The organism is Pseudonocardia adelaidensis (assembly GCF_039543345.1).
In the GTDB taxonomy this organism is placed as follows: domain Bacteria; phylum Actinomycetota; class Actinomycetes; order Mycobacteriales; family Pseudonocardiaceae; genus Pseudonocardia; species Pseudonocardia adelaidensis.
The window spans coordinates 34,175-59,243 of sequence record NZ_BAABJO010000041.1 but is presented as its reverse complement, the minus strand read 5'-3'; the positions used below and the strand labels follow the sequence as shown (position 1 = coordinate 59,243).

At 73.4% G+C, this 25,069-nt stretch carries 23 protein-coding genes and 1 tRNA gene; 12 read left to right on the top strand and 12 right to left on the bottom strand.

The window, feature by feature from the left end; translation table 11 throughout:
• Positions 1-48: 48 nt before the first annotated feature.
• Together ABEA81_RS36700 and ABEA81_RS36695 are read left to right on the top strand one after the other, a co-directional pair.
• A complete protein-coding gene (locus ABEA81_RS36700; protein ID WP_345611735.1) occupies positions 49-840 on the top strand; it encodes an SAM-dependent methyltransferase in 792 nt (263 codons plus the stop codon).
• Positions 841-877: 37 nt separating this feature from the next.
• Positions 878-1,669, top strand: coding sequence for an SAM-dependent methyltransferase (locus ABEA81_RS36695; protein WP_345611733.1), 792 nt, complete (start codon positions 878-880; stop codon positions 1,667-1,669).
• A 52-nt stretch (positions 1,670-1,721) separates the two neighbouring features.
• Here ABEA81_RS36695 and ABEA81_RS36690 read toward each other — a convergent pair whose 3' ends face one another.
• Positions 1,722-2,195 carry a hypothetical protein gene (locus ABEA81_RS36690; protein WP_345611731.1) on the bottom strand — a complete coding sequence of 158 codons (474 nt, stop codon included), beginning with the start codon at positions 2,193-2,195 and terminating at the stop codon, positions 1,722-1,724.
• Between the two features lie 42 nt (positions 2,196-2,237).
• Between ABEA81_RS36690 and ABEA81_RS36685 the strand changes: the two genes are divergently transcribed.
• Positions 2,238-3,182, top strand: a complete 945-nt coding sequence (locus ABEA81_RS36685; RefSeq protein WP_345611730.1) for an LLM class flavin-dependent oxidoreductase — start codon at positions 2,238-2,240, stop codon at positions 3,180-3,182.
• A gap of 134 nt (positions 3,183-3,316) precedes the next feature.
• Here ABEA81_RS36685 and ABEA81_RS36680 read toward each other — a convergent pair whose 3' ends face one another.
• Positions 3,317-6,643 (bottom strand): S41 family peptidase, encoded by a 3,327-nt coding sequence (locus ABEA81_RS36680; RefSeq protein WP_345611728.1) that lies wholly within the window; start codon positions 6,641-6,643, stop codon positions 3,317-3,319.
• Between the two features lie 72 nt (positions 6,644-6,715).
• On the opposite strand from ABEA81_RS36680, the gene ABEA81_RS36675 reads away from it, so the two are divergent.
• Entirely contained in the window at positions 6,716-7,945 is a 1,230-nt protein-coding gene (locus ABEA81_RS36675; RefSeq protein ID WP_345611726.1) for a PQQ-dependent sugar dehydrogenase, read from the top strand.
• Positions 7,946-8,023: 78 nt separating this feature from the next.
• On the opposite strand, the gene ABEA81_RS36670 is transcribed toward ABEA81_RS36675, so the two are convergent.
• Positions 8,024-8,521, bottom strand: a complete 498-nt coding sequence (locus tag ABEA81_RS36670) for an Lrp/AsnC family transcriptional regulator (RefSeq protein ID WP_345611725.1) — start codon at positions 8,519-8,521, stop codon at positions 8,024-8,026.
• A 98-nt stretch (positions 8,522-8,619) separates the two neighbouring features.
• Here ABEA81_RS36670 and ABEA81_RS36665 point away from each other — a divergent pair, with 98 nt between their 5' ends.
• Positions 8,620-9,813, top strand: a complete 1,194-nt coding sequence (locus tag ABEA81_RS36665; RefSeq protein WP_345611780.1) for an MFS transporter — start codon at positions 8,620-8,622, stop codon at positions 9,811-9,813.
• On the opposite strand, the gene ABEA81_RS36660 is transcribed toward ABEA81_RS36665, so the two are convergent.
• Entirely contained in the window at positions 9,731-10,003 is a 273-nt protein-coding gene (locus ABEA81_RS36660) for a DUF2277 domain-containing protein (protein ID WP_345611723.1), read from the bottom strand. The two genes, ABEA81_RS36665 and ABEA81_RS36660, sit on opposite strands and share 83 nt — an antisense overlap.
• A 130-nt stretch (positions 10,004-10,133) precedes the next feature.
• Between ABEA81_RS36660 and ABEA81_RS36655 the strand changes: the two genes are divergently transcribed.
• Positions 10,134-10,592: a hypothetical protein gene (locus tag ABEA81_RS36655; RefSeq protein WP_345611721.1), complete on the top strand. Its 459-nt coding sequence runs from the start codon at positions 10,134-10,136 to the stop codon at positions 10,590-10,592.
• 101 nt (positions 10,593-10,693) lie between these two features.
• Here ABEA81_RS36655 and ABEA81_RS36650 read toward each other — a convergent pair whose 3' ends face one another.
• From ABEA81_RS36650 to ABEA81_RS36630, 5 genes are all read right to left on the bottom strand, one after another.
• Positions 10,694-11,719: an NAD-dependent epimerase/dehydratase family protein gene (locus tag ABEA81_RS36650; RefSeq protein WP_345611719.1), complete on the bottom strand. Its 1,026-nt coding sequence runs from the start codon at positions 11,717-11,719 to the stop codon at positions 10,694-10,696.
• 58 nt (positions 11,720-11,777) lie between these two features.
• Positions 11,778-12,458 carry a PIG-L deacetylase family protein gene (locus ABEA81_RS36645; protein WP_345611717.1) on the bottom strand — a complete coding sequence of 227 codons (681 nt, stop codon included), beginning with the start codon at positions 12,456-12,458 and terminating at the stop codon, positions 11,778-11,780.
• A gap of 13 nt (positions 12,459-12,471) precedes the next feature.
• Positions 12,472-13,350 carry a sugar phosphate nucleotidyltransferase gene (locus ABEA81_RS36640; protein ID WP_345611715.1) on the bottom strand — a complete coding sequence of 293 codons (879 nt, stop codon included), beginning with the start codon at positions 13,348-13,350 and terminating at the stop codon, positions 12,472-12,474.
• Positions 13,347-14,570, bottom strand: a complete 1,224-nt coding sequence (locus ABEA81_RS36635; RefSeq protein ID WP_345611778.1) for a class I SAM-dependent methyltransferase — start codon at positions 14,568-14,570, stop codon at positions 13,347-13,349. The genes ABEA81_RS36640 and ABEA81_RS36635 overlap by 4 nt, the downstream gene beginning before the upstream one ends.
• A 243-nt stretch (positions 14,571-14,813) precedes the next feature.
• Positions 14,814-15,752 (bottom strand): acyl-CoA desaturase, encoded by a 939-nt coding sequence (locus tag ABEA81_RS36630; RefSeq protein WP_345611713.1) that lies wholly within the window; start codon positions 15,750-15,752, stop codon positions 14,814-14,816.
• 183 nt (positions 15,753-15,935) lie between these two features.
• Here ABEA81_RS36630 and ABEA81_RS36625 point away from each other — a divergent pair.
• Positions 15,936-16,006, top strand: a tRNA-Gln gene (locus tag ABEA81_RS36625).
• Between the two features lie 439 nt (positions 16,007-16,445).
• Here ABEA81_RS36625 and ABEA81_RS36620 read toward each other — a convergent pair.
• Both ABEA81_RS36620 and ABEA81_RS36615 read right to left on the bottom strand, forming a co-directional pair.
• Positions 16,446-16,883: an OsmC family peroxiredoxin gene (locus tag ABEA81_RS36620; protein WP_345611712.1), complete on the bottom strand. Its 438-nt coding sequence runs from the start codon at positions 16,881-16,883 to the stop codon at positions 16,446-16,448.
• 140 nt (positions 16,884-17,023) lie between these two features.
• Positions 17,024-17,497, bottom strand: coding sequence for a L,D-transpeptidase (locus ABEA81_RS36615; RefSeq protein WP_345611710.1), 474 nt, complete (start codon positions 17,495-17,497; stop codon positions 17,024-17,026).
• Between the two features lie 242 nt (positions 17,498-17,739).
• On the opposite strand from ABEA81_RS36615, the gene glmU reads away from it, so the two are divergent.
• The 4 genes from glmU to pth all read left to right on the top strand — a co-directional run bounded on the left by glmU (position 17,740) and on the right by pth (position 21,724).
• Entirely contained in the window at positions 17,740-19,245 is a 1,506-nt protein-coding gene (gene glmU / locus ABEA81_RS36610; RefSeq protein WP_345611709.1) for a bifunctional UDP-N-acetylglucosamine diphosphorylase/glucosamine-1-phosphate N-acetyltransferase GlmU, read from the top strand.
• Between the two features lie 5 nt (positions 19,246-19,250).
• Positions 19,251-20,222 (top strand): ribose-phosphate diphosphokinase, encoded by a 972-nt coding sequence (locus ABEA81_RS36605; protein WP_345611707.1) that lies wholly within the window; start codon positions 19,251-19,253, stop codon positions 20,220-20,222.
• Between the two features lie 265 nt (positions 20,223-20,487).
• Positions 20,488-21,138 (top strand): 50S ribosomal protein L25/general stress protein Ctc, encoded by a 651-nt coding sequence (locus tag ABEA81_RS36600; protein ID WP_345611705.1) that lies wholly within the window; start codon positions 20,488-20,490, stop codon positions 21,136-21,138.
• A 1-nt stretch (position 21,139) separates the two neighbouring features.
• Complete coding sequence (gene pth / locus ABEA81_RS36595) at positions 21,140-21,724, top strand: aminoacyl-tRNA hydrolase (protein WP_345611704.1); 585 nt, start codon at positions 21,140-21,142, stop codon at positions 21,722-21,724.
• On the opposite strand, the gene ABEA81_RS36590 is transcribed toward pth, so the two are convergent.
• A complete protein-coding gene (locus tag ABEA81_RS36590; RefSeq protein WP_345611702.1) occupies positions 21,725-23,401 on the bottom strand; it encodes a fatty acyl-AMP ligase in 1,677 nt (558 codons plus the stop codon).
• A gap of 43 nt (positions 23,402-23,444) precedes the next feature.
• Between ABEA81_RS36590 and ABEA81_RS36585 the strand changes: the two genes are divergently transcribed.
• Positions 23,445-24,788 (top strand): dipeptidase, encoded by a 1,344-nt coding sequence (locus ABEA81_RS36585; protein ID WP_345611700.1) that lies wholly within the window; start codon positions 23,445-23,447, stop codon positions 24,786-24,788.
• The last annotated feature ends 281 nt before the right edge of the window (positions 24,789-25,069 follow it).

Genomic DNA, 25,069 nt, shown 5'->3' with positions numbered 1-25,069 from the left:
ACTACGCCCGCGGGCCGGATCGATCGTCAGCTGGCAGCATCGGGCTCCATGACCGACCTGTCGAAGCTGCCGCCGGTCGACCCCGACGTACCCAACGCCGCGCGGATGTACGACTACTTCCTGGGCGGCTCGCACAACTTCGCGGGCGACCGCGCCGCCGTCGAACGGATCAAGGTCGTGATGCCGTTCGCCGCCGAGGTGATCCACGCGAACCGCTACTTCCTGGGCCGGGCCGTGCGGTTCTGCGCGAAGGAGGGGATCGACCAGTTCCTCGACCTCGGCGCCGGCATCCCGACGGTCGGCAACGTCCACGAGGCGGCACGCGCGGTCGACCCGGCCGCGCGGGTGGCCTACGTCGACAACGAGCCGGTCACCGTGGCCTCGGCGGCAGCGCTGCTCGACGGCGATCCGCTCTCCACGATCACCGCCGCGGACCTGCGGGATCCGGGCGCCGTGTTCGACGCTCCCGGGGTCCGCGCGCTCATCGACCTGTCCCGCCCGGTGGCGCTGCTGACCGTCTCGGTCATGCAGTTCGTGCACGACGACGGCGAGGCCGCCGGCCTGCTCGACGAGTACCGGAGCAGGTTGGCGCCGGGCAGCGTGCACGTGCTGTCCCACGTGACGGGCGACCACGACAGCACCGAGCTGACGGCGGCCGAGGACGAGTACCGGGCCACGGCCAACCCGGGGCTGCTGCGCACCCGGGAACAGGTCGCCGCCCTGCTCGACGGGCTGGAGCTCGTCGAGCCCGGAATCGTGGACGTCACGGAGTGGCGCCCGGAGGACATGATCGGAAGGCAGCACCGCGGCATGTGGGCGGCGATCGGCCGCATCCGGTGAGTGGACGGCGCGCCACGCCACCGGAAGCATCGCCGGCATGACCGACCTGTCGAAGCTGCCGGCCGTCGACCCCGAGGTGCCCAACGCCGCCCGCATGTACGACTACTACCTGGGGGGATCGCACAACTTCGCGGCCGACCGCGACGCAGCCGAGCGGGTGAAGGCGGCCGTCCCGTACGCGGTGGAGATCGCCCGGGCGAACCGCTTCTTCCTGCACCGCGCGGTGCGGTTCTGCCTCGGGGAGGGCATCGACCAGTTCCTCGACCTCGGCTCCGGCATCCCGACGGTCGGCAACGTCCACGAGGCCGCGCAGGCGACGAACCCGGCGGCGCGGGTGGCCTACGTCGACAACGAGCCGGTCACGGTCGCCTCGGCCACCGCCCTGCTCGAGGACAACCCGCTCGCCACCGTCACGATGGCGGACGTCCGCGACCCCGACGCCGTCTTCGCCGCGCCCGGGGTGAAGGACCTGCTCGACCTCACCCGCCCGGTCGCGTTGCTGATGGTCGCCGTGCTCCCCTTCGTCGCCGACGAGGATGACCCCGTCGGGCTCGCGGAGCGCTACCGCGCTCGGCTCGGCCCCGGCAGCCTCCACGTGCTCTCGCACGGCACGACCGACCACGACCCGAGCGATGTTCGCGCCATGTCCGACGTCTACCGCACCACCGCGAACCCACTTACGCCCCGCACCCGGGACCAGGTCGCCGCGATGCTGCGCGGCACCGAACTGGTCGAGCCGGGCCTCGTGGACGCGACGGAGTGGCGCCCCGAGGACACGATCGGCGGCCAGCACCGCGGCATGTGGGCGGCGGTGGGCCGGATCCGCTGAGAGCCCCTGGTGCGTGGAGCGGGTCCTTCCGACCCCGTTCATGCGGCCCAGGTCAGCGGTCCGACATCATCTCGACGACGGCGGCCGTGGTCAGGCCGTACGCCAGGTGCGGGACGAGGTCGGAGACCCACGACGAGCTCGACCAGCTGAGCGGGTCACTGATGCCGAGCGCGGCCATCGGCCCGGTGGTGCCGACGTTCGCGGCGAGGCCCACGCCCACGGCCCGCAGCACGAGCGGCACGCCGTCGAGCCGCCGGTGCACCAGCCCGTACGCCGCACCGGTGCCCAGTCCGGCGGCGATCCCGAGCAGCGCGCCGAGCCCGGACCGGCGGTTGCTCGCCTCCTCGCTGTCCGGGCCTCCGGACGCGAGCTCGGTGCCCGTCAGCTCCTCGGTCCTGCGCACCGTCGCCTCCGGCGTCGTGCTCGCCGGGCGGGCGCGCACCACCATGTCGAGGTAGGTGACGAGGTTCAGCGCGGTGGTACCCGCGGCGCCCGCAGCGAGGCCGGCCAGGAACGATCTGGTCATGAACGGGGGTTCCCCACCGCCGCGGGGCCATACGATCAGCGGATGAGATTCGGGATCGGCATCCCGCAGTTCTTCTCCGACCACGAGTTCGACGCGGAGGCGTTCCGCGGCTTCCTCCGCCGGGCCGAGGCGCTCGGCTTCGAGAGCGGATGGACCCAGGAGCAGGTGCTGGGGTCGTCGTCGCAGCTCTCCGCGCTCCAGACGATGACGTACGCCGCGGCGTGCACGGAGCGCCTGCGCGTGGGCTGCGCGGTGTTCGTCACCACGCTGCACAGCCCGGTCCACCTGGCCAACGACCTGGCGACGCTCGATCAGCTGAGTGGGGGCCGGCTCGACGTCGGTGTCGGCAGCGGCGGGCCGCGCGGCGGCATCTTCCCGGCGTTCCGGGTGGACCCGCAGCGGTACATCGCGCAGTTCACCGAGGGGCTCGCGCTGATGAAGGCACTGTGGACGGAGAACCCCGTGACCTTCGCGGGGGAGTTCTGGCAGGTCGAGAACGCCTCGATGCAGCCGAAGCCGTTCCAGAAGCCACATCCGCCGATCTGGATGGGCGGCAGCGCCGAGGCGGCCCTGCGCCGCACCGTCCGGCTCGGCACGGGGTTCTTCGGGGCCGGCTCGTCCCCGACGGCGCGGTTCGCCGACCAGGTGCGCACGGTCCGGCGGCTCCTCGCCGACCAGGGCCGGGACGCCGCGGCGTTCCCCATCGCCAAGCGGATCTACACGCTGGTGGACGACGACGCGGAGCGCGCCCGGCGCCACATGAACGACGCCCTGGCCTCGATCTACGGCGGACGGATCGAGGCGATCGAGTCCGCCGCCGTCGCGGGCACCCCCGCCGACTGCGTCCGCGGGGTGCAGGAGGTGCTCGACGCGGGCGCCGAGCTCGTCCTGTTCACGTCCGTCGGGGACCCGGCCGAGCAGATGGAGCGCCTCGCGGCCGAGGTGATCCCGCAGGTCGGCCCGCCGAGCGGCGCGTTCGTCGGCTAGTGTCCCGAGTCGGAAGTTCGGTGCGTATATCGGCGGATCCAGCTTCTCGCTGAGTGCGTGGAGCTGGGCCGTCGAGATGCGTGGTGGACTTTCGACTCGGGACACTAGGTTCCGACGAACCGGCCGGTCGTCGGTCAGGGCCGCGGCGGGAGCTCCGGGCGACGGCGGGACGGGCGGGTGGCCGGGTCGGGCGGACGCACGGCCGGTCGCTCCTCCAGCGCGGCGAGCGCGAGGTCCACGGCGCGCTCCAGCTGCGGGTCGCGGCCCGCCACCCAGTCCTGCGGGCGCACGACGACCTCGACATCGGGGTCCACGCCGTGGTTCTCGACGGCCCAGCCGGAGTCGTCGAACCACGTGGCGTAGCGCGGCTGCGTCACGCCGGTGCCGTCGACGAGGCTGTAGCGGCTGTCGATGCCGATCACGCCGCCCCACGTGCGCACGCCGACGACGGGCCCGATCCCGAGCCGCTTGATCGCCGCCGTGACGATGTCGCCGTCGGATCCCGCGAGCTCGTCGGCGAGCGCGACGACGGGCCCGCGGGGCGCGTCCTCCGGGTACGTGGTGGCCTGGCGGTGCCGCGGCGCGTCCCAGCCGATCACCTTGCGGGCCAGCTTCTCGATCACGAGCTGCGAGGTGTGACCACCGCCGTTGCCGCGCACGTCGAGGATCAGGCCGTCCCGCGAGGTCTCCCGCGACAGGTCGCGGTGCAGCTGCGCCCAGCCGGGCGCCGCCATGTCCGGGACGTGCAGGTAGCCGAGCCTGCCATCGGACCGGTCCGCGACGAACGCTCGGCGGCCCGCCACCCAGTCCTGGTAGCGCAGCGCCGACTCCGAGGCGAGCGGCTTGACGACGACGCGCCGCACGGCCCCCGCGTCCGGGCGCTCCGGCCCGGAGCGCACGGTGAGCTCCACCAGCTTCTCCGCGCCGGAGAGCAGCGACGCTGCCGGACCGTAGCCGGGGTCGACGGGCCGTCCGGCGACCTCGAGGATCACATCGCCCGCGCGCACGTCGACCCCTGGCCCGGAGAGCGGGCTGCGGGCCGCGGGCGCGGAGGTCTCCGGCGGCAGCACCCGCACCACGCGCCAGCCGTCGCCGTCGGGGGCGGGCTCGAGGTCGGCGCCGAGCAAGCCCGGCCGGCCACCCGGGTCGCCCGCCCCGCCCGCCTGGACGTAGGCGTGCGACGTGCCCAGCTCGCCGTGGACCTCCCAGAGCAGGTCGACGAGGTCGTCGTGGCTACCGACGGCGTCCACGAGCGGGCGGTAGCGGGCCAGCTCGGCGGCCCAGTCGACGCCTGCCATGTCGGCCACCCAGAAGTGGTCGCGCATCAGTCGCCCCGCCTCGTCGAACATCTGGCGCCACTCGGCCGTCGGGTCCACGGTGACGACGATCCGGCTCGTGTCGACCTCGAACTCGTCGGCGTCGCCCGAGGACGGGGTGTCGGAGCCGGACCGGTCGGTGCGCAGGACCCGCAGCGTCCGGCCGTCGCGCACGACGAGGCGCGTGCCGTCCCCGCTCACGGCGAACGCGCTCACCGGGTCGGCGATGACGTCGAGCTTGCGGCGCACCAGGTCGAAGCGTTCCAGCACCGGACGGTCGGCGCGGTCGTCGGTGTCGGCGAGCGCGTCACCGAGCACGCCCGAGACCGGGATGCGGTACCAGAGCAGGCAGTCCTTGCCCGCCTGCATCCCGCTGTACCGGGCCGCCTGCACCGGCATCGGCACGACGCGGGCCGTGAGCCCCTCGACGTCGACGACCACCTCCGGCGCCGCGGTGTCCTCCTCCTTCTCGTCCTCCTTCGGCTCCTCGTCCTCCCCGGGTGCCCGCAGGTCCGCCGTTCCCTCCTCCCCCGGTGTGACGGGTCGCCCGTCCGGGCTCGCCCCGAACGGCGAGGGCGTGCGGGCGGCCAGCGGCACCAGGAACGGCCGCCACGACGCCGGGAACGTGAGGTCGAACGCGTGCTCGTCGTAGATCGGGTCGAAGCTGCGGCGGGACAGGAAGGCCAGGTACCTGCCGTCCGAGGTGAAGACGGGGTCGGTGTCGGCGAAGCGCGGCTCGGTGACGGCCACGAGCGTGTCGTCGGCCAGCCGGACCATCATGATCCGCGAGAGGCCCGCCTCCGCCGGGTCGCTGTAGGCGAGCCACGCGCTGTCGGGCGACCAGGCGAGGTCGGCCACCTCCCGGTCGGCGCCCTGCGCTACCTGCCGCAGCACGCCCGCGGCGACGTCGAGCACCAGGAGCCTGCCGTCGTGGGTGGCCAGCGCCACCGCGGAGGCGTCCGGCGCGGGCGCCAGCTCGAGCACGCGGCCCAGCTCGCCCGCGCCGAACCGCCGCAGCGGCTCGGCCCCGTCGGCCCGGCCGTCGAGCGGGGCGATGCAGATCGCGTCCTCGCCCTCGGCATCGTCGACCCACACCGCGCGCTCGGCGCCGAGCGGACGCGCCAGCCGGGCCCGCACGCCCGGTTCGGCGAGCAGGGTGCGCGCCGGGCCGTCGCGGTGGGTGAGCCGGTGCACGGTGCCGCGGACCAGCGCGATGCTCGTGCGTCCCGTCTTGTCCGGCGCCGCCCAGGTGAGCTCCCGCGCCGTCGACACCCGGTACGGCTCCCGGTTCGTCCGCGGCCCGCCGAGGCGCACGTCCAGCCGCCGGGGCTGCTGTGAGGTCGGGTCTGGGGCGTCCAGCCCGTCGAGGATCCACAGCTCGCCCGCGGACTCGTAGACGACGCACCGCCCATCGGTGCTCGCGTGCCGCACGTAGAACGCGGGCGCACCTGGGCCGCCGTGGTCGGTGTGCCGGCGCAGGCCGGTGCCGTCGCCGCCGAGGGAGTACACGTTGCCCCACCCCTCGTGGTCGGAGAGGAACGCGATCCTGGATCCCACGATCATCGGCGAGCTGAGCTGCCCGTCGATGTCGGCCGCGAGGCGCTCGAACTCACCGGAACCGTCGCGGTCCCACCAGAGCTTGCCCGCCGTGCCGCCGCGGTAGCGCTTCCACCACGCCGGTTCCCGGACCATGAGCGTGCCGACGACCACCGTCGGACCGCTCGCGGCCGGCGCCACGTCCGACACCGGCCCGTACGGGAGCCTGCGCGGGGTGCCACCCCCGGGTGGGATCGCGTACGCCCAGGTGCGCCGCGGGGACGCCTGGCCGGAGGCGCTCAGCGCCAGCACGTCGCCGTCGGGCGTCCAGCCGAGCGACTGTGCCCGCGGGTCACCCCAGTACGTCAGCCGACGCGCGCCGCCGCCGTCGACATCGCTCACGAAGACCTCGGGCGCACCGTCCTTCCACGACGTCCAGGACACCCGCGCGCCGTCCGGGGACAGCCGCGGGTGGGCGACCGGCACCTCGTCCGCGGTGAGCCGGTAGGCGCGTCCCCCGGACAGCGGGGCGGTCCACACGTCGTCCTCCGCGGTGAACACGAGCGTGTCGCCACGGAGATGGGGGTAGCGCAGGTAGCTCGACGGCATGACGGCGACCGTATCCAGTGGCAACCGGACCCGCGTACGGCGTGTTCACCCCCGCCTCGGCAGGATGGCCCCATGCAGGGGTTGCTGCGGGTGCTGGTGGCGGGCGTCGTCGCGGCGGTCGGCGTAGCCGGCTGCGGGGCGCCGGGCCCCGCGCCCGCCGAGAGCGCCGCCGCGCCGACGACGACCGCCCCCGCCGGCGTCGCCCCCGCCCGCACCGGGGTACCCGAACTGCAGGTCGAGGCCGTGGCGAGCGGCCTGTCCCACGTCTGGGACATCGGGTTCCTCCCCGACGGCGAGGCGCTGGTCACCGAGCGGGGAGGGCGGATCGCCCTGCTGTCGGGCATCGGGCCGGGCGCCACCGACCGGGACGTGAACGCCGACCTCAGCGACGTGTACGTCCGAGGCGAGGGCGGTCTGATGGGCATGGTGGTACACCCCGACTTCGCGGAGTCCCGGCGTTTCACCACCTGCCAGACCCACATGGAGAAGGGCACCGCCACCGACGTGCGGCTCGTCACGTGGGAGCTGTCGGCGGACGGCACCTCGGCGACGCGGGTGGCTGACCCGCTCGTCGGCGGCCTGCCGATCAACTCGTCCGGCCGCCACTCCGGCTGCCGCCCGACGATCGCACCGGACGGGTCGCTGTTCGTCGGCACCGGCGACACCGCCCGTGCCACCGTCGCGCAGGACCTGAACTCGCTCGGGGGCAAGGTGCTGCACGTGGATCTCGACACCGGCGGGCCCGCCCCCGGCAACCCGTTCGCCGACGCGCAGAACCCCGCGCAGCGGCTGATCTGGACCTACGGGCACCGCAACGTGCAGGGCGTGGCCGTGCGCCCCGGGAGTGGCGAGATCTACACCGCCGAGCACGGCCCCCGCACGGACGACGAGGTCAACCGGCTCGAGCCGGGCGCCAACTACGGCTGGGACCCCTCGCAGGGCGGCCGGGTCGGCGGCTACGACGAGTCCGTGCCGATGACCGACCTCCAGCGCTTCCCCGACGCCGTGCCCGCCATGTGGAGCTCGGGCAGCCCGGTCGAGGCGATCAGCGGCGCCGCGTTCCTGTCCGGCCCCCAGTGGGGCGACCTGGACGGCGCGCTGGCCGTGGGGGCGCTCCGCGGCGAGAAGCTGGTGCTGATGACCATCGGCCCGAACGGCGCCGTTGCCGACGTCAGCACGCCCGCGCCGCTCGACGGCACGTTCGGCCGGCTGCGCGCGGTACGCCTCGGCCCGGACGGGGCGCTGTACGTCTCGACGTCGAACGGCGACGACGACCAGGTGCTGCGGGTGACGCCGATCTAGCGCCCCCACGAGGTCAGCGAAGTGCTTTGCTGACGCCACATGACATGAAAGTGGCTCTGCTGACCCGGTGGCCCGCCATCAGCTCCAGCCCTCCGAGCGCGTCACCGGGCGATCGGGGGCCACCGCGGTGACCGGCCGCCCCTCGTACGCCGTGGAGAGCACGACGTAGGTGTTGATCTGGCCGTGCTCGCCGATCCGCTCGATCACACCCTCGAGGTGGGCCAGCGACGCGGCCCGCAGCTTGAGCATCGTGCAGTGCTCGCCGGACAGCTTGTGGATCTCCACGACCTCCGGGTAGGTCTCGGCCTTGGTCGTCTTGAGCAGGCAGTGCCCCAGCGAGCAGCGCAGCTGGATGAACGCCAGCAGCGGCTGCCCGGCCCGGGCCGGATCGACCGTCGCCCGGTAGCCGGTGATCACGCCCGCCGCCTCCAGCCTGCGCACCCGCTCCGCGACGGCCGGCGGCGAGAGGTGCACCCGCTTGCTCAGCGCGTTGTACGACTGGCGGGCATCGGCCTGCAGCGCGTCGAGCAGCCGCCAGTCGACGTCGTCGAGCTCGAACGATCGTGAAGCGTCCACGGCGAAACTCCTCGCGTTCGTGAACCGGGACGGTGGTCGGACCCCCGCGGCGTCCCTTCGCGGGGGCGCTCGTCCTTCCTACCGTTCTCCTGGTGACGATGCTGTGGATCGCGAGCCTGCTCGGCGGCCTCGCCCAGTCCCTCGGCGGGGCGGCGGCGGCCCTCCTCGCCCGCGACCTCGGCGGCTCGGACGCCGTGGCCGGGCTGCCGCAGGCCGTGCTCGTGGTCGGGTCGGCGGCGGCCGCGCTGGGGATGTCGGCGGCCAGCCGCCGGTTCGGGCGCTCGCGCGCCCTCGCCGTGGGGCTGGGGGTGGCGACGGCAGGGAGCGCCGTCGTCGTGCTGGCCGGAGACCTGCTCGGGCTGCTGGCCGGCACCCTCCTGCTCGGCGCGGGAACGGCCGCCGTGATGCTCGGCCGGTACGCGGCCGCGGACGGGGCGCCGGAGGGGGCACGGGCCAGGGCGATGGCCACGGTGCTCGCGGCAACCACCGTGGGCGCGGTGGCCGGACCGAACCTGCTGGTACCGGCGGACGCGCTCGGCCGCGCGTTCGCGTTGCCCGGCCTGGCCGGCGCGTACGTCGTGGCCGCGGTGTGCTTCGCCGGGGCCGCCTGCCTGCTGCTGCGCCTGCCGGCGCGCCCACCGGCGAGCGAGCCGGACCCGGGCGCGACGGCCCCGGGCGGCACGCCCGCGCGCGGGCTCACGGTGCTGGCGCTCGCGAACCTGGTGATGGTCGGGGTGATGACGATGGCGCCGGTGCACCTGCACCACCTCGGCGTCGGGCTGGGGGCGATCGGGCTCGTCGTGAGCCTGCACATCGCCGGGATGTTCGCGCCGTCGCCGCTGTCGGGGTGGCTCGCCGACCGGTGGGGCCCGGCGCCGACCACGGCGCTCGCCGGGGCGGTGCTCGCGGCGTCGGCGCTGCTCGCCGCCGCGGCCGCGGGCGCGCCCCTCGCGCTCGGCCTGGCGCTCGCGCTGCTCGGCGTCGGGTGGAACCTCGGCCTGGTGGCCGGCAGCACCCTGCTCACCGCGGGTGTTCCCGCCGCCGAACGCCCGCGCCGGGAGGGCTGGGGCGAGGTCGCGATGGGGATGGCCGCCGCCGGCGGCGGCGCGGCGTCCGGCGTGGTGATGAGCGGCGGCGGCTACGGGTTGCTCGCTTCGGCCGGTGCCGCCGTCGCCGCGCTCGTGGTGGCCGCGGCGTGGCGGGCCCGCGTCAGCGCGTCCCGTAGCGCAGCGCCGCCCGCTCCCGCGCCTTCGCCGCCTCGACCTCGCGGTTCTTCGGCGGCGCCGTGGTGACGAGCTCCCCGAGGAGCCGCTCGGTCGCCTCGGTGACGGCGTCGACGGCCCGCGCGAACGCAGCCTCGTTGGCCTGCGACGGCTTGGCCGCCCCGCTGACCTTCCGCACGTACTGCACCGCCGCGGCCCGGACTTCGTCCGATGTGGCGGGCGGCTCGAAGTTGTGCAGGGTCCGAATGTTGCGGCACATGGGCTCAATCCTGCCGCACGTCGGAGCCTTGCTGCTGTTCTCGGGGCGTTCTGAGAGCAGTACGGCCACTGTTCGTCGCGTTCACCTGAGCTGGCCGGAGGATCCGGTTCAGGTCGTCGCACCGCTCGAGATGCGCCTCGGGTACCGGGCGGGCCTGAGCGTTCGGCGCACCGAGCTCGAACCGGATGACCGGGAGCCGTGGGCCGGTGGGCGCCTCGCCACCCCGATGCGGATGGCACTGGACCTGCTGCTCGGGCGTCCGCTGCCCGACGCCGTTGCCGATCTGGACGCCGTGCTGCGGGCGGGCAAGGTCGAGCGTCCGGCCGTCGAGCGGATGCTGGCGACGCGCTCGGACAACGGGATCGTCGCCGCCCGGCAGGCCCTCGAGCTGACCGACGACCGTGCCGAGTCCCTACCGGATTCGCGGATGCGGGTGCTCCTGGTCATGGACGGCCTGGCCCCGGTGCCCCAGTACTGGATCGAGGACGGCGACGGCGAGCGGATCGCGCGGGTCGATCTCGCATTCCCCGAGCACAGGTGGCCGTCGAGTACGACGGCGACTGGCGCGACGGAGAGTCCTGGGCGCTGAACCGCGACCGCGACCGCCTGAACCGCGTTCACGCCCAGGACTGGACGGTCATCTTCGTGACCGCCCCGCTGCTACGCGACACCCGAAAAATGAGCCAGGGGTCAGGAGACCACGCGCATCTTCCCGTCCAGCTCGCCCCTCTGCTGCCGGGCGGCCAGGACGGCGAGGCGCGTGAACTTCTTGTCGAACGCCTCCTGGGTGAGGCCGCGCTCCTTGTACTCCTTCGCCAGCTGCGCGGCGCCGTCCGGGATGGACCACTGCGCCTCGAAGCCGAGCTCCTTGCGGGCGCGCGCGAAGTCGACGCGGTAGGAGCGCGGGTCGTTGCCGGCCTCGCCGGTGATCAGGAGCTCCGAGCCGGGGACGGCGTCCACGACGGCCTTGGCGATCTCGGCGACGGTGCGGTTGTTCTTCTCCGTGCCCACGTTGTAGGCGCGGGCGCGCACCACGTCGGCGGGCGCGGCGAGCGCGGCGACCACGGCGCCTGCGATGTCCTCGGCGTGGGCGAGCGGGCGCCACGGGGTGCCGTCCGAGAGCACCTTGACCACGTTCGTCAGGATCGCGTGCCCCACGAGGTTGTTCAGCACGATGTCGGCGCGCAGCCGCGGCGAGAAGCCGAACGCGGTGGCGTTGCGCATCGAGACCGGCACGAAGTCGCTGTCGGCCAGCTCGGCGAGGTCGTCCTCCACGCGGACCTTCGAGATCGCGTAGGGGGTGACGGGCTTGAGCGGCGCGTCCTCGTCCACGAGCTCGTCGCCGGACTGGGCGCCGTAGACGGAGCAGGTGGAGGCGTAGACGAACCGCTTGACGCCTGCCTCCTTCGACAGCCGGGCCAGGCGGGTGGAGGCGTGGTGGTTGATGTCGTAGGTGATCTCCGGCGCCAGCGAGCCCAACGGGTCGTTCGACAGCGCCGCCATGTGCACCACGGCGTCGAAGCCCTGCAGCTGCGAGGTGGTGACGTCGCGCAGGTCGGTGGACAGGCCGTGGACGTCCGGGACGTCCAGGGTGCCGAGGACGCAGTCGGCGAACAGGCCGCTGTCCAGGCCGGTCACCTCGTGCCCTGCCGCGGTGAGGATCGGGGCCATCACGGTGCCCAGGTAGCCCTGGTGGCCGGTCAGCAGGATGCGCACGAGTGGTCGTTCCCTTCGGTCGTCGTCGTCTCTTCCGTCGAGCCGTTCCCCTGGCCCGTTACCGGATGCCTTCCATGGGGTCGCCACTCGGGAGCGGCGCCACGCCGAGCACCATCTTCGCAACGTGGAACGCCTCGGCGTAGCGGGCGTGGCACTGCACGCCCCGGATCCGCGCCAGGCCGCCGAACGTCTCCGCGTCGAACCAGACCCGGTCGCGCTGGGAACCGTAGTGCTCGTGCAGCTTGGCGATCTTCTCGCGCAGCACGGGCTCGGCGAGCGGGAGGTACACGGAGGGCTGGGCCAGGTCACCGTCCCACTTGAGGATCTCGTAGCCGAGCGTGAGGTGGTCCCGGAACACCGTCGGGACGAGCTCGGCGAGCGTGCGGTGGTCCTGGTGGGCGTCGTGCGCCGACGGGGCGAGCACGAGGTCCGGCTCGCCGTGCGTGCGCAGCTCCTCGAGCGAGAGCTTCGCCCGCTCCCAGCGGGTGGGCACGCGCCCGTCCGGCAGGTCGAGGACCGTGACGTCGAGGTTCGCGCCCGGGCAGAAGGCGGTCAGCGCCGCGCGCTCCTCCTCCTCGCGCAGCGACCCCCCGCCGGTGAGCACGAGCGCCGTGACGCTGACACCCGGGTGGGCGCGGCACAGCTCCAGCAGCGCGCCGCCTGCGCCGATCACGATGTCGTCGCAGTGGGCGCCCAGCAGCAGCATCCGGTCGAGGCGTTCGGGCAGGAGGCTCAGCACGGGCGGACCTCGGTCAGCGCTCGACGAGGGAGCCGCGCATGGCCGCGATGGCGGCCTGCAGGGGGTCGTGCTCCGGGGTGACGAGGTCCGGGTCGTCGCCGGCGTCCACCGCGTTGTCGGCGCCCCGCTCCCAGAGCATCCACGGCCGGTTGCCCGCCGTGTACGACGCCTCGAGCGCGTGCCGCTCCTTCACGGTGTCGGCAGGCTGCCAGAACCCGCGGTGCCGGTAGGCCAGCAAGCGGCCCTCCTCCGCCAGCGGCCGGCACGCGTCCATGATCAGGTCCCCGTTCTGGGGCAGGTAGTCGAAGATCTCCGGGCGCAGCACGAAGTAGCCGCCGTTCTCCCACAGCGGCATCTCCTGCAGGGTGGTGATCCCCGCGACCCGGTCGTCGTCGCCGACGTCCACGCAGTGGAACGCCGACTGCGGCGGAACCGCGAGCAGCGCGCCCACCGCGTCCGAGCGGCGGAACCTGTCCACCATGGAGTTCAGCGGCAGGTCCGTGAGCACGTCGGCGTAGTTGGCCAGGAACATCTCCTCGCCCGCCACGTGCCGGCGCACCCGGCGCAGCCGCTCCCCGATCGGGGAGTCGAGGCCGGTGTGGACGAACGTGATCGTCCAGTCCGAGATGTCGCTGCCGAGCAGGTGCACGTCCCCGCCGCGGAGCACGAAGTCGTTGGACGCCGTCTCGGAGTAGGTCAGGAAGAAGTCCTTGATGTGGTGCGCCCCGTACCCGAGGCACAGCACGAAGTCGGTGTGCCCGAAGTGGGCGTAGTAGCGCATCACGTGCCAGATCAGCGGCCGCGGGCCCACCGGGTGCATGGGTTTGGGCAGGTCGGAGACGCCGTCGCGCATCCGCATGCCGTACCCACCGCAGAACAGCACGACCTTCACGAGACCACCTCGAGCTCGGGGATCGGGAACACGAGCTTGCCGCCCCACTCGCGCACGTACGACAGCTGCTCGACGAGCTCGTCACGCAGGTTCCACGGCAGGACGAGCACGTAGTCCGGCCGGTCGGCGGCGATCCGCTCCGGCTCCAGCACGGGGATGCGCATGCCGGGGGTGAACTTGCCGTGCTTGTAGGGGTTGCGGTCGACCGTGTAGGCGAGCAGGTCCGGCCGGATCCCGCAGTAGTTCAGCAGGGTGTTCCCCTTGCCGGGGGCGCCGTAGCCGACGACCGTCTTCCCGGCCCGCCGCGCGTCCACGAGGAAGGCGACGAGGTCGTCGCGCACCCGCGAGACGGCCTCGGCGAACCCGTCGTGGCCCTCCGCGGTGTGCAACCCGGCGGCCTCCTCGGCGGCGAGCACCTGGCGCACCCGCTCCGACGGCTCACCTGCCGCCTCGGTGGGCCGCGCCCACATCCGGATCGACCCGCCGTGGGTGTCGAGCAGCTCGACGTCGACGAGCGCGAGGCCGCCGCTGGCGAGGGCGCGCTGGCCGGTGAGCAGCGTGTAGTACTGGAAGTGCTCGTGGTAGATCGTGTCGAACTGGGTGCGCTCCACGAGCGTGAGCAGGTGCTGCACCTCGATCGACACCCACCCGCCGTCGGCCACCATCGACCGCAGCCCGCGGGTGAACCCGATGACGTCCGGGATGTGGGCGTAGACGTTGTTGAGGCACACCAGGTCGGCCGGCCCGTGCTCGGCGCGCACCCGCTCGCCGGTCTCCGGGGTGAGGAACGCGGTGAGCGTGGGCACGCCCTTCTCCCGCGCGGCCTCGCCGACGTTGACCGACGGCTCAACGCCCAGGCAGCGGATGCCCCGCTCGACGACGTGCTGCAGCAGGTAGCCGTCGTTGCTCGCCACCTCGACGACGAACGACTCGGGCCCCAGCCCCAGCCGCGCCGCGGCGTCGTCGACGAACCGGCGGGCGTGCTCCACCCACGAGGTGGAGAACGACGAGAAGTAGGCGTACTCGGTGAACGTGTCCTCGGGCGTGATCAGCGGCGGGAGCTGGGCCAGCAGGCACCGGCCGCACACCCGCACGTGCAGCGGGTAGGTGACCTCGGGTGCCTCGGTCTCCTCCGCCGTGAGGATCCGCTCACAGGGCGGGGTGGCTCCCAGGTCGAGGAAGCTCCGCAGCTGCGTGGACCCGCAGAGCCGGCAGGTCAGGGCCGGGCCGTCGACGCCCGGCCCGAGCGTTTCCGCGTCGGACTGGGCAGCGTTGTCGGTCAGCACTGCGTCGAACCCCCGCTTGTCGCGTCGCTGCACACTCTCTCCACGCGCACGGCCGTCAGTGTTCCACGCTCCGCGCGGTGCCCGGCCCCGGGTGGGGCGACACGCCCGGCACCGGCCGTTGCGGGCCGCTACCGACGCCCGCCCGGGTTCGGCCTGGTCAGGCTCGTGGCACGGGTGTCAGCTCGCGGTGAGGCGGGCCAGCCTGCGCGTGGTCGGCCAGCGCACGTCGTACGCCCAGCCGAGACGTTCGAACACCCAGATGAGCCGAGCGGAGATGTCGATCTGGCCGCGCAGCACCCCGTGGCGGGCGCACGTCGGGTCGGCGTGGTGCAGGTTGTGCCACGACTCGCCCATGGACAGGATCGCGAGCGGCCAGAAGTTGCGCGAGCGGTCGCGGGAGCGGAACGGGCGCTCCCCCACCATGTGGCAGATCGAGTTGATCGACCACGTCACGTGGTTGGAGACCGCGAGCCGCACCAGCCCACCCCAGAAGAACCCGGTGATCGCGCCCCCCCAAGACCAGGACAGCAACGCCCCCAGCGCCGCGGGCAGCAGCAGGCTGACCGCCACCCACACCCCGAACGTCCGGCTGACCCGCACGATCGCGCGGTCGGCGAGCAGGTCGGGGATGAAGCGGCGGTGGTTGGTCTCGTTCCGGTCGAAGAACCACGTCATGTGCGCGTGCAGGAAGCCGCGCGCCACCGCGAGCGGGGACGTGCCGTGGAGCCACGGCGAGTGCGGGTCGCCCTCGCGGTCGGAGAACGCGTGGTGGCGCCGGTGGTCGGCCACCCAGTTGAGGACGTTGCCCTGCACGGCGAGCGAGCCGGTGATCGCCATCGCGACCCGCAGCCACGGCTTCGCCTTGAACGACTTGTGCGTGAAGTGCCGGTGGAACCCGACCGTGATGCCCAGCACCGCGATCACGTAGAACACGGCGAGCAACAGCAGGTCGTGCCAGTCGACCCCCCAGCCCCACACGAGCGGGACGACGGCGACGAGCGCCACCATCGGCCCCGCGACGAACACGTAGATCAGCGCGTGCTGGAACGCCGTGCGCCGCCCGGCGAACACCGGGTGGGGACCGGCATCGAGCGGGTCCTCGGCCGTGACGGTCATCTGGCTCCTCGGGCTGGTCCGACACCGGTCTCGGGCGCTGAGGCTAGGGGATCGCCGTGTCGTCCACCGCCATCGAACGCGAACTCCCGGCGAACCGCCCGAAGCGCGCAGACGTCGCCGCCTGCCCCACCCAACGCGGCACGGTGCGAACCGGTTCCCGGCCCGTGCCAGGATGAAGGCCTGTCCGCCGTGGTGTAACGGCAGCACCTCGGATTTTGGTTCCGATGGTCCAGGTTCGAATCCTGGCGGCGGAGCAGCAGCTCGGACCGCGAGCCGACACCGTCACTTGCGGAACAGCAGATACAGCACCAGCAGGATGATGAGCAGCGCGAAGAGTCCTCCACCACCTCCCTCGTGACCCCCGTCGGCCAGGATCGTTCCGACTGTTCCTGCCACGGGCAGACCTCCGCAGCGTGTCCGAGTAGGCGTCGTGTAACCCGATCGGGTACCCGCGCCCAGTGAACGGCACCCGGCCGGGATCGACGAGGTGACACGCCGCGTCGATCCACACCCCTTCCGTGAGCCCCCCGGAACGCGACGAACGGCCCACCCGTCGGCCAGTAGCCGACCGGTGGGCCGTTCGTCGTGGGTGGGTTCAGCGGCCGCCGGGACGCGGCGGCGGCTCGGGCGGACGCCCGTTCCCCGTGCACCTCATGTCCAACTCCTTCGCCCCTCGAGATCCACCGGCGCCGCTCACTCCAGGGCGGCGTCCAGCGTGATCGTGGTTCCGGTCAGCGCCTTGCTGACCGGGCACCCGTCCTTCGCCGCCTGGGCCGCCGTCTCGAAGCCGGCCGCGTCGAGGCCCTCGGCCTCGGCGCGGACGGTGAGCGCGATCTCCGAGATCCGGAACCCTCCCGCGGGGTCCGGCGACAGCGTGACGGCGGCGGTGACGTCCAGCGACTGCGGCGTGCCCCCGGCACGCGCGATCTCCGCCGAGAGCGCCATCGAGTAGCACGACGAGTGTGCTGCGGCGATGAGCTCTTCCGGGCTGGTCGTGCCGTCGGCGTCCTCCGCGGCCCGCTTCGGGAAGCTGACGTCGTAGGTCCCGACGCCGCTGCTGGTGAGCTCGACCTGGCCGGACCCGTTCTGCAGGTCTCCGTTCCAGGCCGTCCGGGCGGTACGCGTCGGCATGGTGCCTCCTCCTCGTCGTCGCTCACCCTGACAACTGTTGACTCGCCACGGCATTCCCGGATGACACATCCGGTGAGCCGACCGGTGGGCGATCTACGCCGAGTGGTCGTTCCGGCGGCCCGAGCCGGGCCGGCCGCGGGCTAGTGGACCTCGACCGCGTCGCCGACTTCGAGGAAGTCGTAGAACTCGATCGCGTCCTCGTGCCCGAGGCGGACGCACCCCTTCGACGGGGTGTCGAGCCTGCCCTCGTGGAACGCGATGCCCCCCTCCGCGAAGAAGACGGCGAACGGCATCGGCGCACCGTCGTACTCGACGCTGCGGTGGTTCGTGTCCTTCCACTCCACGCGGAAGTCACCCTTCGGCGTCTCGTGGCCGGGACCGCCGACGGCGACCTGGATCGGGCCGCGCACGACCGCCCCGTCGTCGATGAGCCACGCGCGCTTCGAGCCGAGGTCGACGCACGCGCGCACGTCGTCGGTACAGGGGGTGCCTTCGACGAGGCCATCGTCCGCATCGGCGGTGCCGGCAGCCCCGAACCCGCCGAGAACGACCAGCACGGTTGCCGCCAACAGCGAACGCGCGCGCAGGCGTGCTGCCCTGCTGTGCTTGCCCATCGAAGCCTTCCGAGTCGATACCCGTGCCGATCCGTGACGATCCCGGCACGGAGAGTGTCCGGCTCGGACAACGACCGACATCCGTCCCGGTTACGAGGCCTCACCGGGCAGCGGCACCCGCTCGGATGAACCCGTACGATCGGCCGGTCCCGACCGCCGGCACGGGCGCGTCGAGCCGCGCCGGATGCGGTATCGCCGTCCCCCTGTCGGGCCGGTCCCGGCCACAACCAGGAGTGGACTCCATGCTCGACCCGCACGGGCGAGGATCGTCCGACGCCACACCGTCCCGGCCCGCCGCGGCCATCGTGCTGGCGGCGGGTGAGGGCACCCGGATGCGGTCCGCCGTCCCGAAGGTCCTCCATCCCATAGCAGGCCGCAGCCTGCTCGGCCACGCGGTGCACGCGGTGGCCGCGCTCGAGCCGGAGCACCTCGTCGTGGTCGTCGGGGCCGCGGCCGAGCAGGTCCGGGAGGCGATCACCGGCATGGAGGGCGAGCTCGCCCGGCCGGTGCTCGCCGCGGAGCAGCGCGAGCGCCGCGGCACCGGCCACGCGGTCCGCTGCGCGCTGGACGCGCTGCCGAACGAGGTCACGGGGCCGGTCGTCGTCACCTACGGCGACGTACCACTGCTCGAGCCGGCCACGATCGCCGCGCTGGTGGCCCACCACTCCGAGACGGGCGTGCCGCTCACCCTGCTCACCAGCGACGTCGACGACCCCGCCGGGTACGGGCGGGTGCTGCGCGAGTCCGACGGCACCGTGACCAGGATCGTGGAGGAGGCCGACGCCACCCCGGAGCAGCGGGCCATCCGTGAGATCAACTCCGGGGTCTACGCCTTCGACGCCGCGTTCCTGCTGTCCGCGATCGACCGGCTGCGCGACACCAACAGCCAGGGCGAGCTGTACCTCACCGACCTCGTCAAGATCGCCCACGACGACGGCGTCGACGTGCACGGCGTGCGCTGCCGCGACGCCTGGCAGGTGCAGGGCGTCAACGACCGCGTGCAGCTGGCCACGCTGCGCGCCGAGCTCAACCGGCGGCTGCTCGAGCGCTGGATGCGCGCCGGCGTCACGGTCGTCGACCCGGCGACGACCTGGGTGGACGTGCAGGTGCGGCTCGAGCCGGACGTCGTGCTGCACCCCGGCACCCAGCTGCACGGGGCCACGTCGGTGGCGGGCGGCGCCGAGATCGGGCCGGACACCACGCTCACCGACTGCGCGGTCGGCGCGGGCGCCGTGGTCGTGCGCACCCACGGCGGCGACGCGGAGATCGGGCCGGGCGCGTCCGTCGGTCCGTTCGCCTACCTGCGTCCCGGCGCGCGGCTCGGCGAGCGCGGCAAGATCGGCACCTTCGTCGAGGTGAAGAACTCCGACATCGGGCCGGGCACCAAGGTGCCGCACCTCACCTACGTGGGCGACGCCACGATCGGCGAGCACAGCAACATCGGGGCGTCCTCGGTGTTCGTGAACTACGACGGGGTACGCAAACAGCGCACGGTGGTCGGTTCGCACGTGAAGACGGGGTCGGACAACACGTTCGTCGCACCCGTGCAGATCGGCGACGGCGCCTACACCGGGGCCGGCACCGTCGTGCGCGAGGACATCCCACCGGGGGCGCTGGCCGTGTCGGCCGGGTCACAGCGCACCATCGAGGGGTGGGTCGCCCGCAAGCGGCCCGGCACCCCGGCCGCCGAGGCCGCCGCCCGCGCGGCCGACCCGGCCATCGACGTCCACGGAGGCACAGCACGGTGAGCGCGATGTCGGCGACGCCCAAGAAGAACCTCATGCTCTTCTCCGGGCGGGCCCACCCTGAGCTGGCCGAGCAGGTGGCGAAGCACCTCGACGTGACGATCACGCCCCAGTCGGCGTACTCGTTCGCCAACGGGGAGATCTTCGTCCGGTTCGAGGAGTCGGTGCGCGGCTGCGACGCCTTCGTGCTCCAGTCCCACTCCGCGCCGATCAACGACCAGATCATGGAACAGCTGATCATGGTCGATGCGCTGAAACGGGCGTCGGCCAAGCGGATCACGGTCGTGATGCCGTTCTGGGGCTACGCCCGCCAGGACAAGAAGCACCGCGGCCGCGAGCCGATCTCGGCGCGGCTGATCGCCGACATGTTCGAGGTCGCGGGCGCCGACCGGATCATGACCGTCGACCTGCACACCGCGCAGATCCAGGGCTTCTTCGACGGCCCGGTCGACCACCTCTTCGCGCTGCCCGTGCTCGCCGAGCACATCAAGCGCACCTACGCCGACGAGCTGCTCGCCGTCGTCTCCCCCGACTCCGGCCGCGTCCGGCTGGCCGAGCGGTGGGCCGAGACGCTGGGCGGCACGCCGCTGGCGTTCATCCACAAGACCCGGGACCCGCGCCGGCCGAACGAGGCCGTCGCCAACCGCGTCGTGGGCGACGTCGAGGGCAGGCTCTGCGTCGTGATCGACGACATGATCGACACCGGTGGCACGGTGGCGAAGACGGCCGAGGTGCTCCTGACGGCCGGCGCGAAGGACGTCGTCGTGGCCGCCACGCACGGCGTGCTCTCCGGCCCGGCCCCGGACCGCCTGGCCGCGTGCGGGGCCCGCGAGGTGATCTTCACCGACACCCTGCCCATCCCGGACGAGAAGCGCTTCCCGACGATGACCGTCCTGTCGATCGCCCCGCTACTCGCCCGCGCCATCCACGAGGTCTTCGACGACGGCTCGGTCACGAGCCTGTTCGACGGCAACGCCTGACGAGGCGAGCCTCCCGCTCACACACCAACACGCGCGCTCGCACACCGACTGCAGTTGGTGTGCGAGCGCCGAAGTTCATGTGTCAGCGGCCGGCCCGCGCCGGTACCCCGGGACGCGAAGGCCGACGGGCGATCGCGTATCGTTGATGACCGTTCCGCGGCGAGGGTGGGTGCACGCTGGCCCGCCGTGATCGACGCAGTTCCGGCCCGACCGGTCTGCCTCGTCGCGCGCGTCCACCGCAGCAGTACCGATCGAGGAGACCACCGTGGCCGAGGCCCGTATCGACGCCGAGACCCGCACGGAGTTCGGCAAGGGCGCCGCCCGCCGCACCCGTCGCGCCGGAAAGATCCCCGCCGTGCTCTACGGGCACGGCACCGACCCCCAGCACCTCTCGCTCCCGCAGCTCGAGTTCGCCCGGGTGATCCGCGACCAGGGGCGCAACGCCGTGCTGACGCTGAACATCGCGGGCGAGACGCAGCTCGCCCTCACCAAGACGGTGGTCACGCACCCGATCCGCCCGTACATCGAGCACGTCGACCTGCTGGTGATCCGCCGCGGTGAGAAGGTGGGCGTCGAGGTCCAGCTCGTCGTCACCGGCGACGCCGCTCCCGGCACCATGGTCACCCAGGAGCTCAACACGCTCGAGGTGGAGGCCGACGTCTCGAGCATCCCCGAGCAGATCGAGGTCTCCGTGGAGGGCCTGGAGGTCGGCTCCCAGATCCACGCCTCCGACGTGCAGCTCCCCGCGGGCACCGAGCTGAAGGCCGACCCGGAGCTGCTCGTCGTCCACGTCGTGCCGTCGCCCACCGAGGCGCAGCTCGAGGGCGAGGTCGACCTCGAGGCCGCAGGCGTCGTCGAGGAGCCGCCCTCGGCCGCCGCCGAGGGTGCCGGGGAGCCCACCGGCTCGGAGAGCTGAGATGCCGCCGGGCCCCGCTCTGGTCGTCGGGCTCGGCAACCCCGGCCCGGACTACGCCGACACCCGGCACAACGTCGGGTTCGGCGTGGTCGAGCTGCTCGCCGCGCGGGCGGGCGGCGGCCGGTTCTCCAAGCACCGCAGCAACGCGGACGTGCTCGAGGGCAGGCTCGCCGGACGGCGGGTGGTGTTCGCGAAACCGCGCACGTACATGAACGTGTCGGGCGGGCCCGTCGCCGGGCTCGTCCGCTACTTCTCGGTGCCGGTCGAGGACCTCGTCGTGATCCACGACGACCTGGACCTCGGCTTCGGCGTGGTCCGGCTGAAGCGTGGCGGCGGCGAGGGCGGCCACAACGGCCTGCGCTCGATCAGCGCGTCACTCGGCACGAAGGACTACCTGCGCGTCCGGTTCGGCATCGGCCGCCCGCCGGGCCGGCAGGACCCCGCCGACTTCGTGCTCAAGCGCTTCTCCGGCACGGAACGCAAGGAGCTGGAGTTCGCGGTCGACCTCGCGGCCGACGCCGCGGAGGCGCTGCTCTCCGACGGCCTGGAGCCGGCGCAGAACCGGTTCCACGCGCTGTCCGGCTGATCAGCCCGCGCGGGAGCGCAGCAGGTCCGCGGTGGCCGCGCGCCGCAGCTTCCCGGACGGCGTCTTGGGGAGCGTCCCCGGTGCGAGCACGACGACCTCGGCTGGCCGCACACCCACCGCGGACACCACGCGGCCGGTCACGTCCTTGCGGATCAGCTGCTCGGCCTCGTGGTCGCCCGCCTTGCGCGACTCCACGGCCACGGCGAAGGACTCGCGGTGCCGCCCGCCCTCGGCGCCCGCGAGCACGCGGACGGCGACGGTGTTGCCGGCCCGCACGTCGGCGGCGGTGGCCGCGGCCCGCTCGATGTCGGTGGGATAGATGTTGCGGCCACCCATGATGATCACGTCCTTGCGCCGGCCGCAGACGACGACCTCCCCGCCGACGAGGTAGCCCTCGTCGCCGGTGTCCAGCCAGCCGTCGGCGTCCTGGGTGGCGATCGGGCCGTCGACGGTGAGGTATCCGGGGGTCACCGAGTCGCCGCGCAGCTGCAGCACGCCCACCTCCCGTTCCCGGAGCACCCGGCCGTCGTCGCCGGCGACGCGGGCCTCGATGCCCGGCAGCGGCGGGCCGAGCCGCGGGAACCGACGGGCGGGCGCATCCCCTGCGGGCACCGCGCGCCGGTGCGACTCCAGCTGGTCCGCGTCGACCGTGTCGACCTGCAGGCCCGTCTCGACCGGTGCGAACGACACCCCGAGCGCGGTCTCCGCCATCCCGTACGCCGCGAGCACCGACTCCGGCCGCAGCCCGAACTTCGCGCCCGCGCTGGTGAACGCCTCGACCGCGTCCGGGTCGATCGGCTCGGCCCCGTTGAGCGCGATGCGCAGCGTCGAGAGGTCGAGCGAGCCCTCCTCCGCGCGTGCGAGCTGGCGGCCCAGCACGGCGTAGGCGAAGTTCGGCGCCGCCGTGACGGTGCCGCCGTACTTCGAGATGAGCTCCGCCCAGAGCAGCGGCCTGCCGAGGAAGTCGGTCGGCGTGACCGTCACGAGCTCGAGCCCAGTGGTCATCGGGACGGTGAGGAACCCGACCATCCCCATGTCGTGGAAGAGCGGCAGCCAGGACACCATCACGTCCCGCTCGACGTCCAGCTTCGACGCAACGACCATCCCGCCGATGTTCGCGTGGAGGTTGCGGTGCGTGATCCGCACGGCCTTGGGCTCGGCCGTGGACCCGCTCGTGAGCTGCAGGAGCGCCGTGTCGTCCTCGGCGGCGACGGCGGCGTCCGGGTCCACCTCGGCCGCAGCGCCCGCCAGGCCGTCGAGCGTGCGGAACGGGATGCCCCGCTCGGTGAGCACCGGAGCGAGCGCGTCGAACGGGGCGCCGAGCAGCACGAGCCGCGCGTCGATCATCCGCAGCACCGACATCGTGTCCTCGGCCCACGTCGCGAGGTCGGTGCGTGCGGTCGGCTGGTGCAGCATCGTGACGCTGCCCCCGCACAGCCACACCGCCTGCGCGGCGGGAGCGATCGACACCGGCTCGCCCGCGAGCACCCCGACCGCCGCGCCGTGCTCGAGCCGCGGGACCCCGTCGGTGCCGGAGCGCAGCGCTGCCGCCATCCGGCGGGCCGTGGCGTGCACCTCGGGCCAGGTGTGCCGGACCGGCTCCTTCGGCTCACCGGTGGTCATGCCACGGGGCGAGCGCGCGGCGGAGTCGAGCAACATCGCGAGGAACCGGGACATGGTCACCAACCTACGGCCTTTCCCGACACTAGTATCCGGGCACATGTCTGAGCAGTCCGTGGCTGCCTCCGTGGCTGCCGTTCTCCCCGGCGCCCGTGCCGACCTCGAGAACCTGGTCCGCATCCCCAGCATCTGGGCCGATCCGGCCCGTGCCGAGGACACCCGCCGCAGCGCCGAGGCCGTCGCCGACCTGGCGCGCGACGCGGGCGCTGCCGAGGTCACGATCATCGCGGCCGACGGCGGCGCACCGGCCGTGGTCGCGCACTTCCCCGGACCGGCCGGCACCCCCACGGTGCTGCTCTACGCCCACCACGACGTGCAGCCCACCGGCGGCGACGAGTTCTGGTCCAGCCCGCCGTTCGAGCCGGTCGAGCGCGACGGCAGGCTCTACGGCCGCGGCGCGGCCGACGACAAGGCCGGCGTGATGACCCACCTCGCGGTGCTGCGCGCCTACGGCGGCCGCCCGCCGGTGGGCGTCACCCTGTTCGTCGAGGGTGAGGAGGAGTCCGGCTCGCCCACGCTCCCCGCACTGCTGCAGACCCACCGGGATCTGTTGAACTGCGACGTCATCGTGATCGCCGACGCGGCCAACCCCGCGGTCGACGTGCCGGCGCTCACCACGAGCCTGCGCGGGCTCGTCGACGTCACGGTCGAGGTCGCGATGCTGGAGCGGCCTGCGCACTCCGGGGTGTACGGCGGCCCGGTCGGCGACGCCCTCACCGCGCTGTGCCGCGCGCTCGCCACCCTGCACGACGCCAACGGCGAGGTCGCCGTGCCCGGGCTCGTGCACGGCACCTCCGAGGCCCCCGACGTCGACGAGTCCGTCTTCCGCGCCGACGTCGGCCTGCTCGACGGTGTGGAGCTGATCGGCAGCGGCAGCATCCCGACGCGCGCGTGGGCGAAGCCCGCGGTCGCCGTGCTGGGGATCGACGCCCCGCGGGTGGCGGAGGCGTCGAACGTGCTGCTGCCGAGGGCCAGGGCCCGCGTGGGCATGCGGCTCGCGCCCGGCGACGATGCCGCCAAGGCGCAGCGGGCCCTCGCCGACCACCTCGAGGCCAACGTGCCGTGGGGTGCCCAGGTGGTGGTCCGGCTCGAGCCGGGGATCGCCGAGCCGTTCACGATCGAGGCGTCCGGCACCGCCTACGACGCGGCCCGGCGCGCCTTCGCGGAGGCCTACGGCAACCCGGTGGTCGAGACCGGGATCGGCGGGTCGATCCCCTTCATCGCGGAGTTCGCTCGTCAGTTCCCGGGTGCGGCGGTGCTGGTGACCGGCGTCGGCGACCCGGCGAGCCGCTGGCACGGCATCGACGAGAGCCTCGACCTCGCGATGTTCGGCCGGGCCGTGCTGGCCGAGGCGCTGATGCTGGCCGAGCTGGCTCGCCGGTAGTTGCGCCGCCGGCCACCCTCTCGATGGCCAAGGGCTGATGGCTGCTCTCGGAGATCGACGGGAGATCGACCGACGACCACCACCTGTCCGTGATCGCCGACAGCCGCACGGTGAGCCCTGGGTGCCGCGTGCGCGGCGAGACGGCGTGCTGACCGGCCCGCTGCCGCCGTCGAACGGCAGGGGCCGGCCGCGCGGTGCGGGACTCCCCGTCCCGGGCCCCCCAGCCCGGCCCGCACGCTGATCACGTTAGGCCGCTCGCCGCGTCACCGGATCGGTCGAAA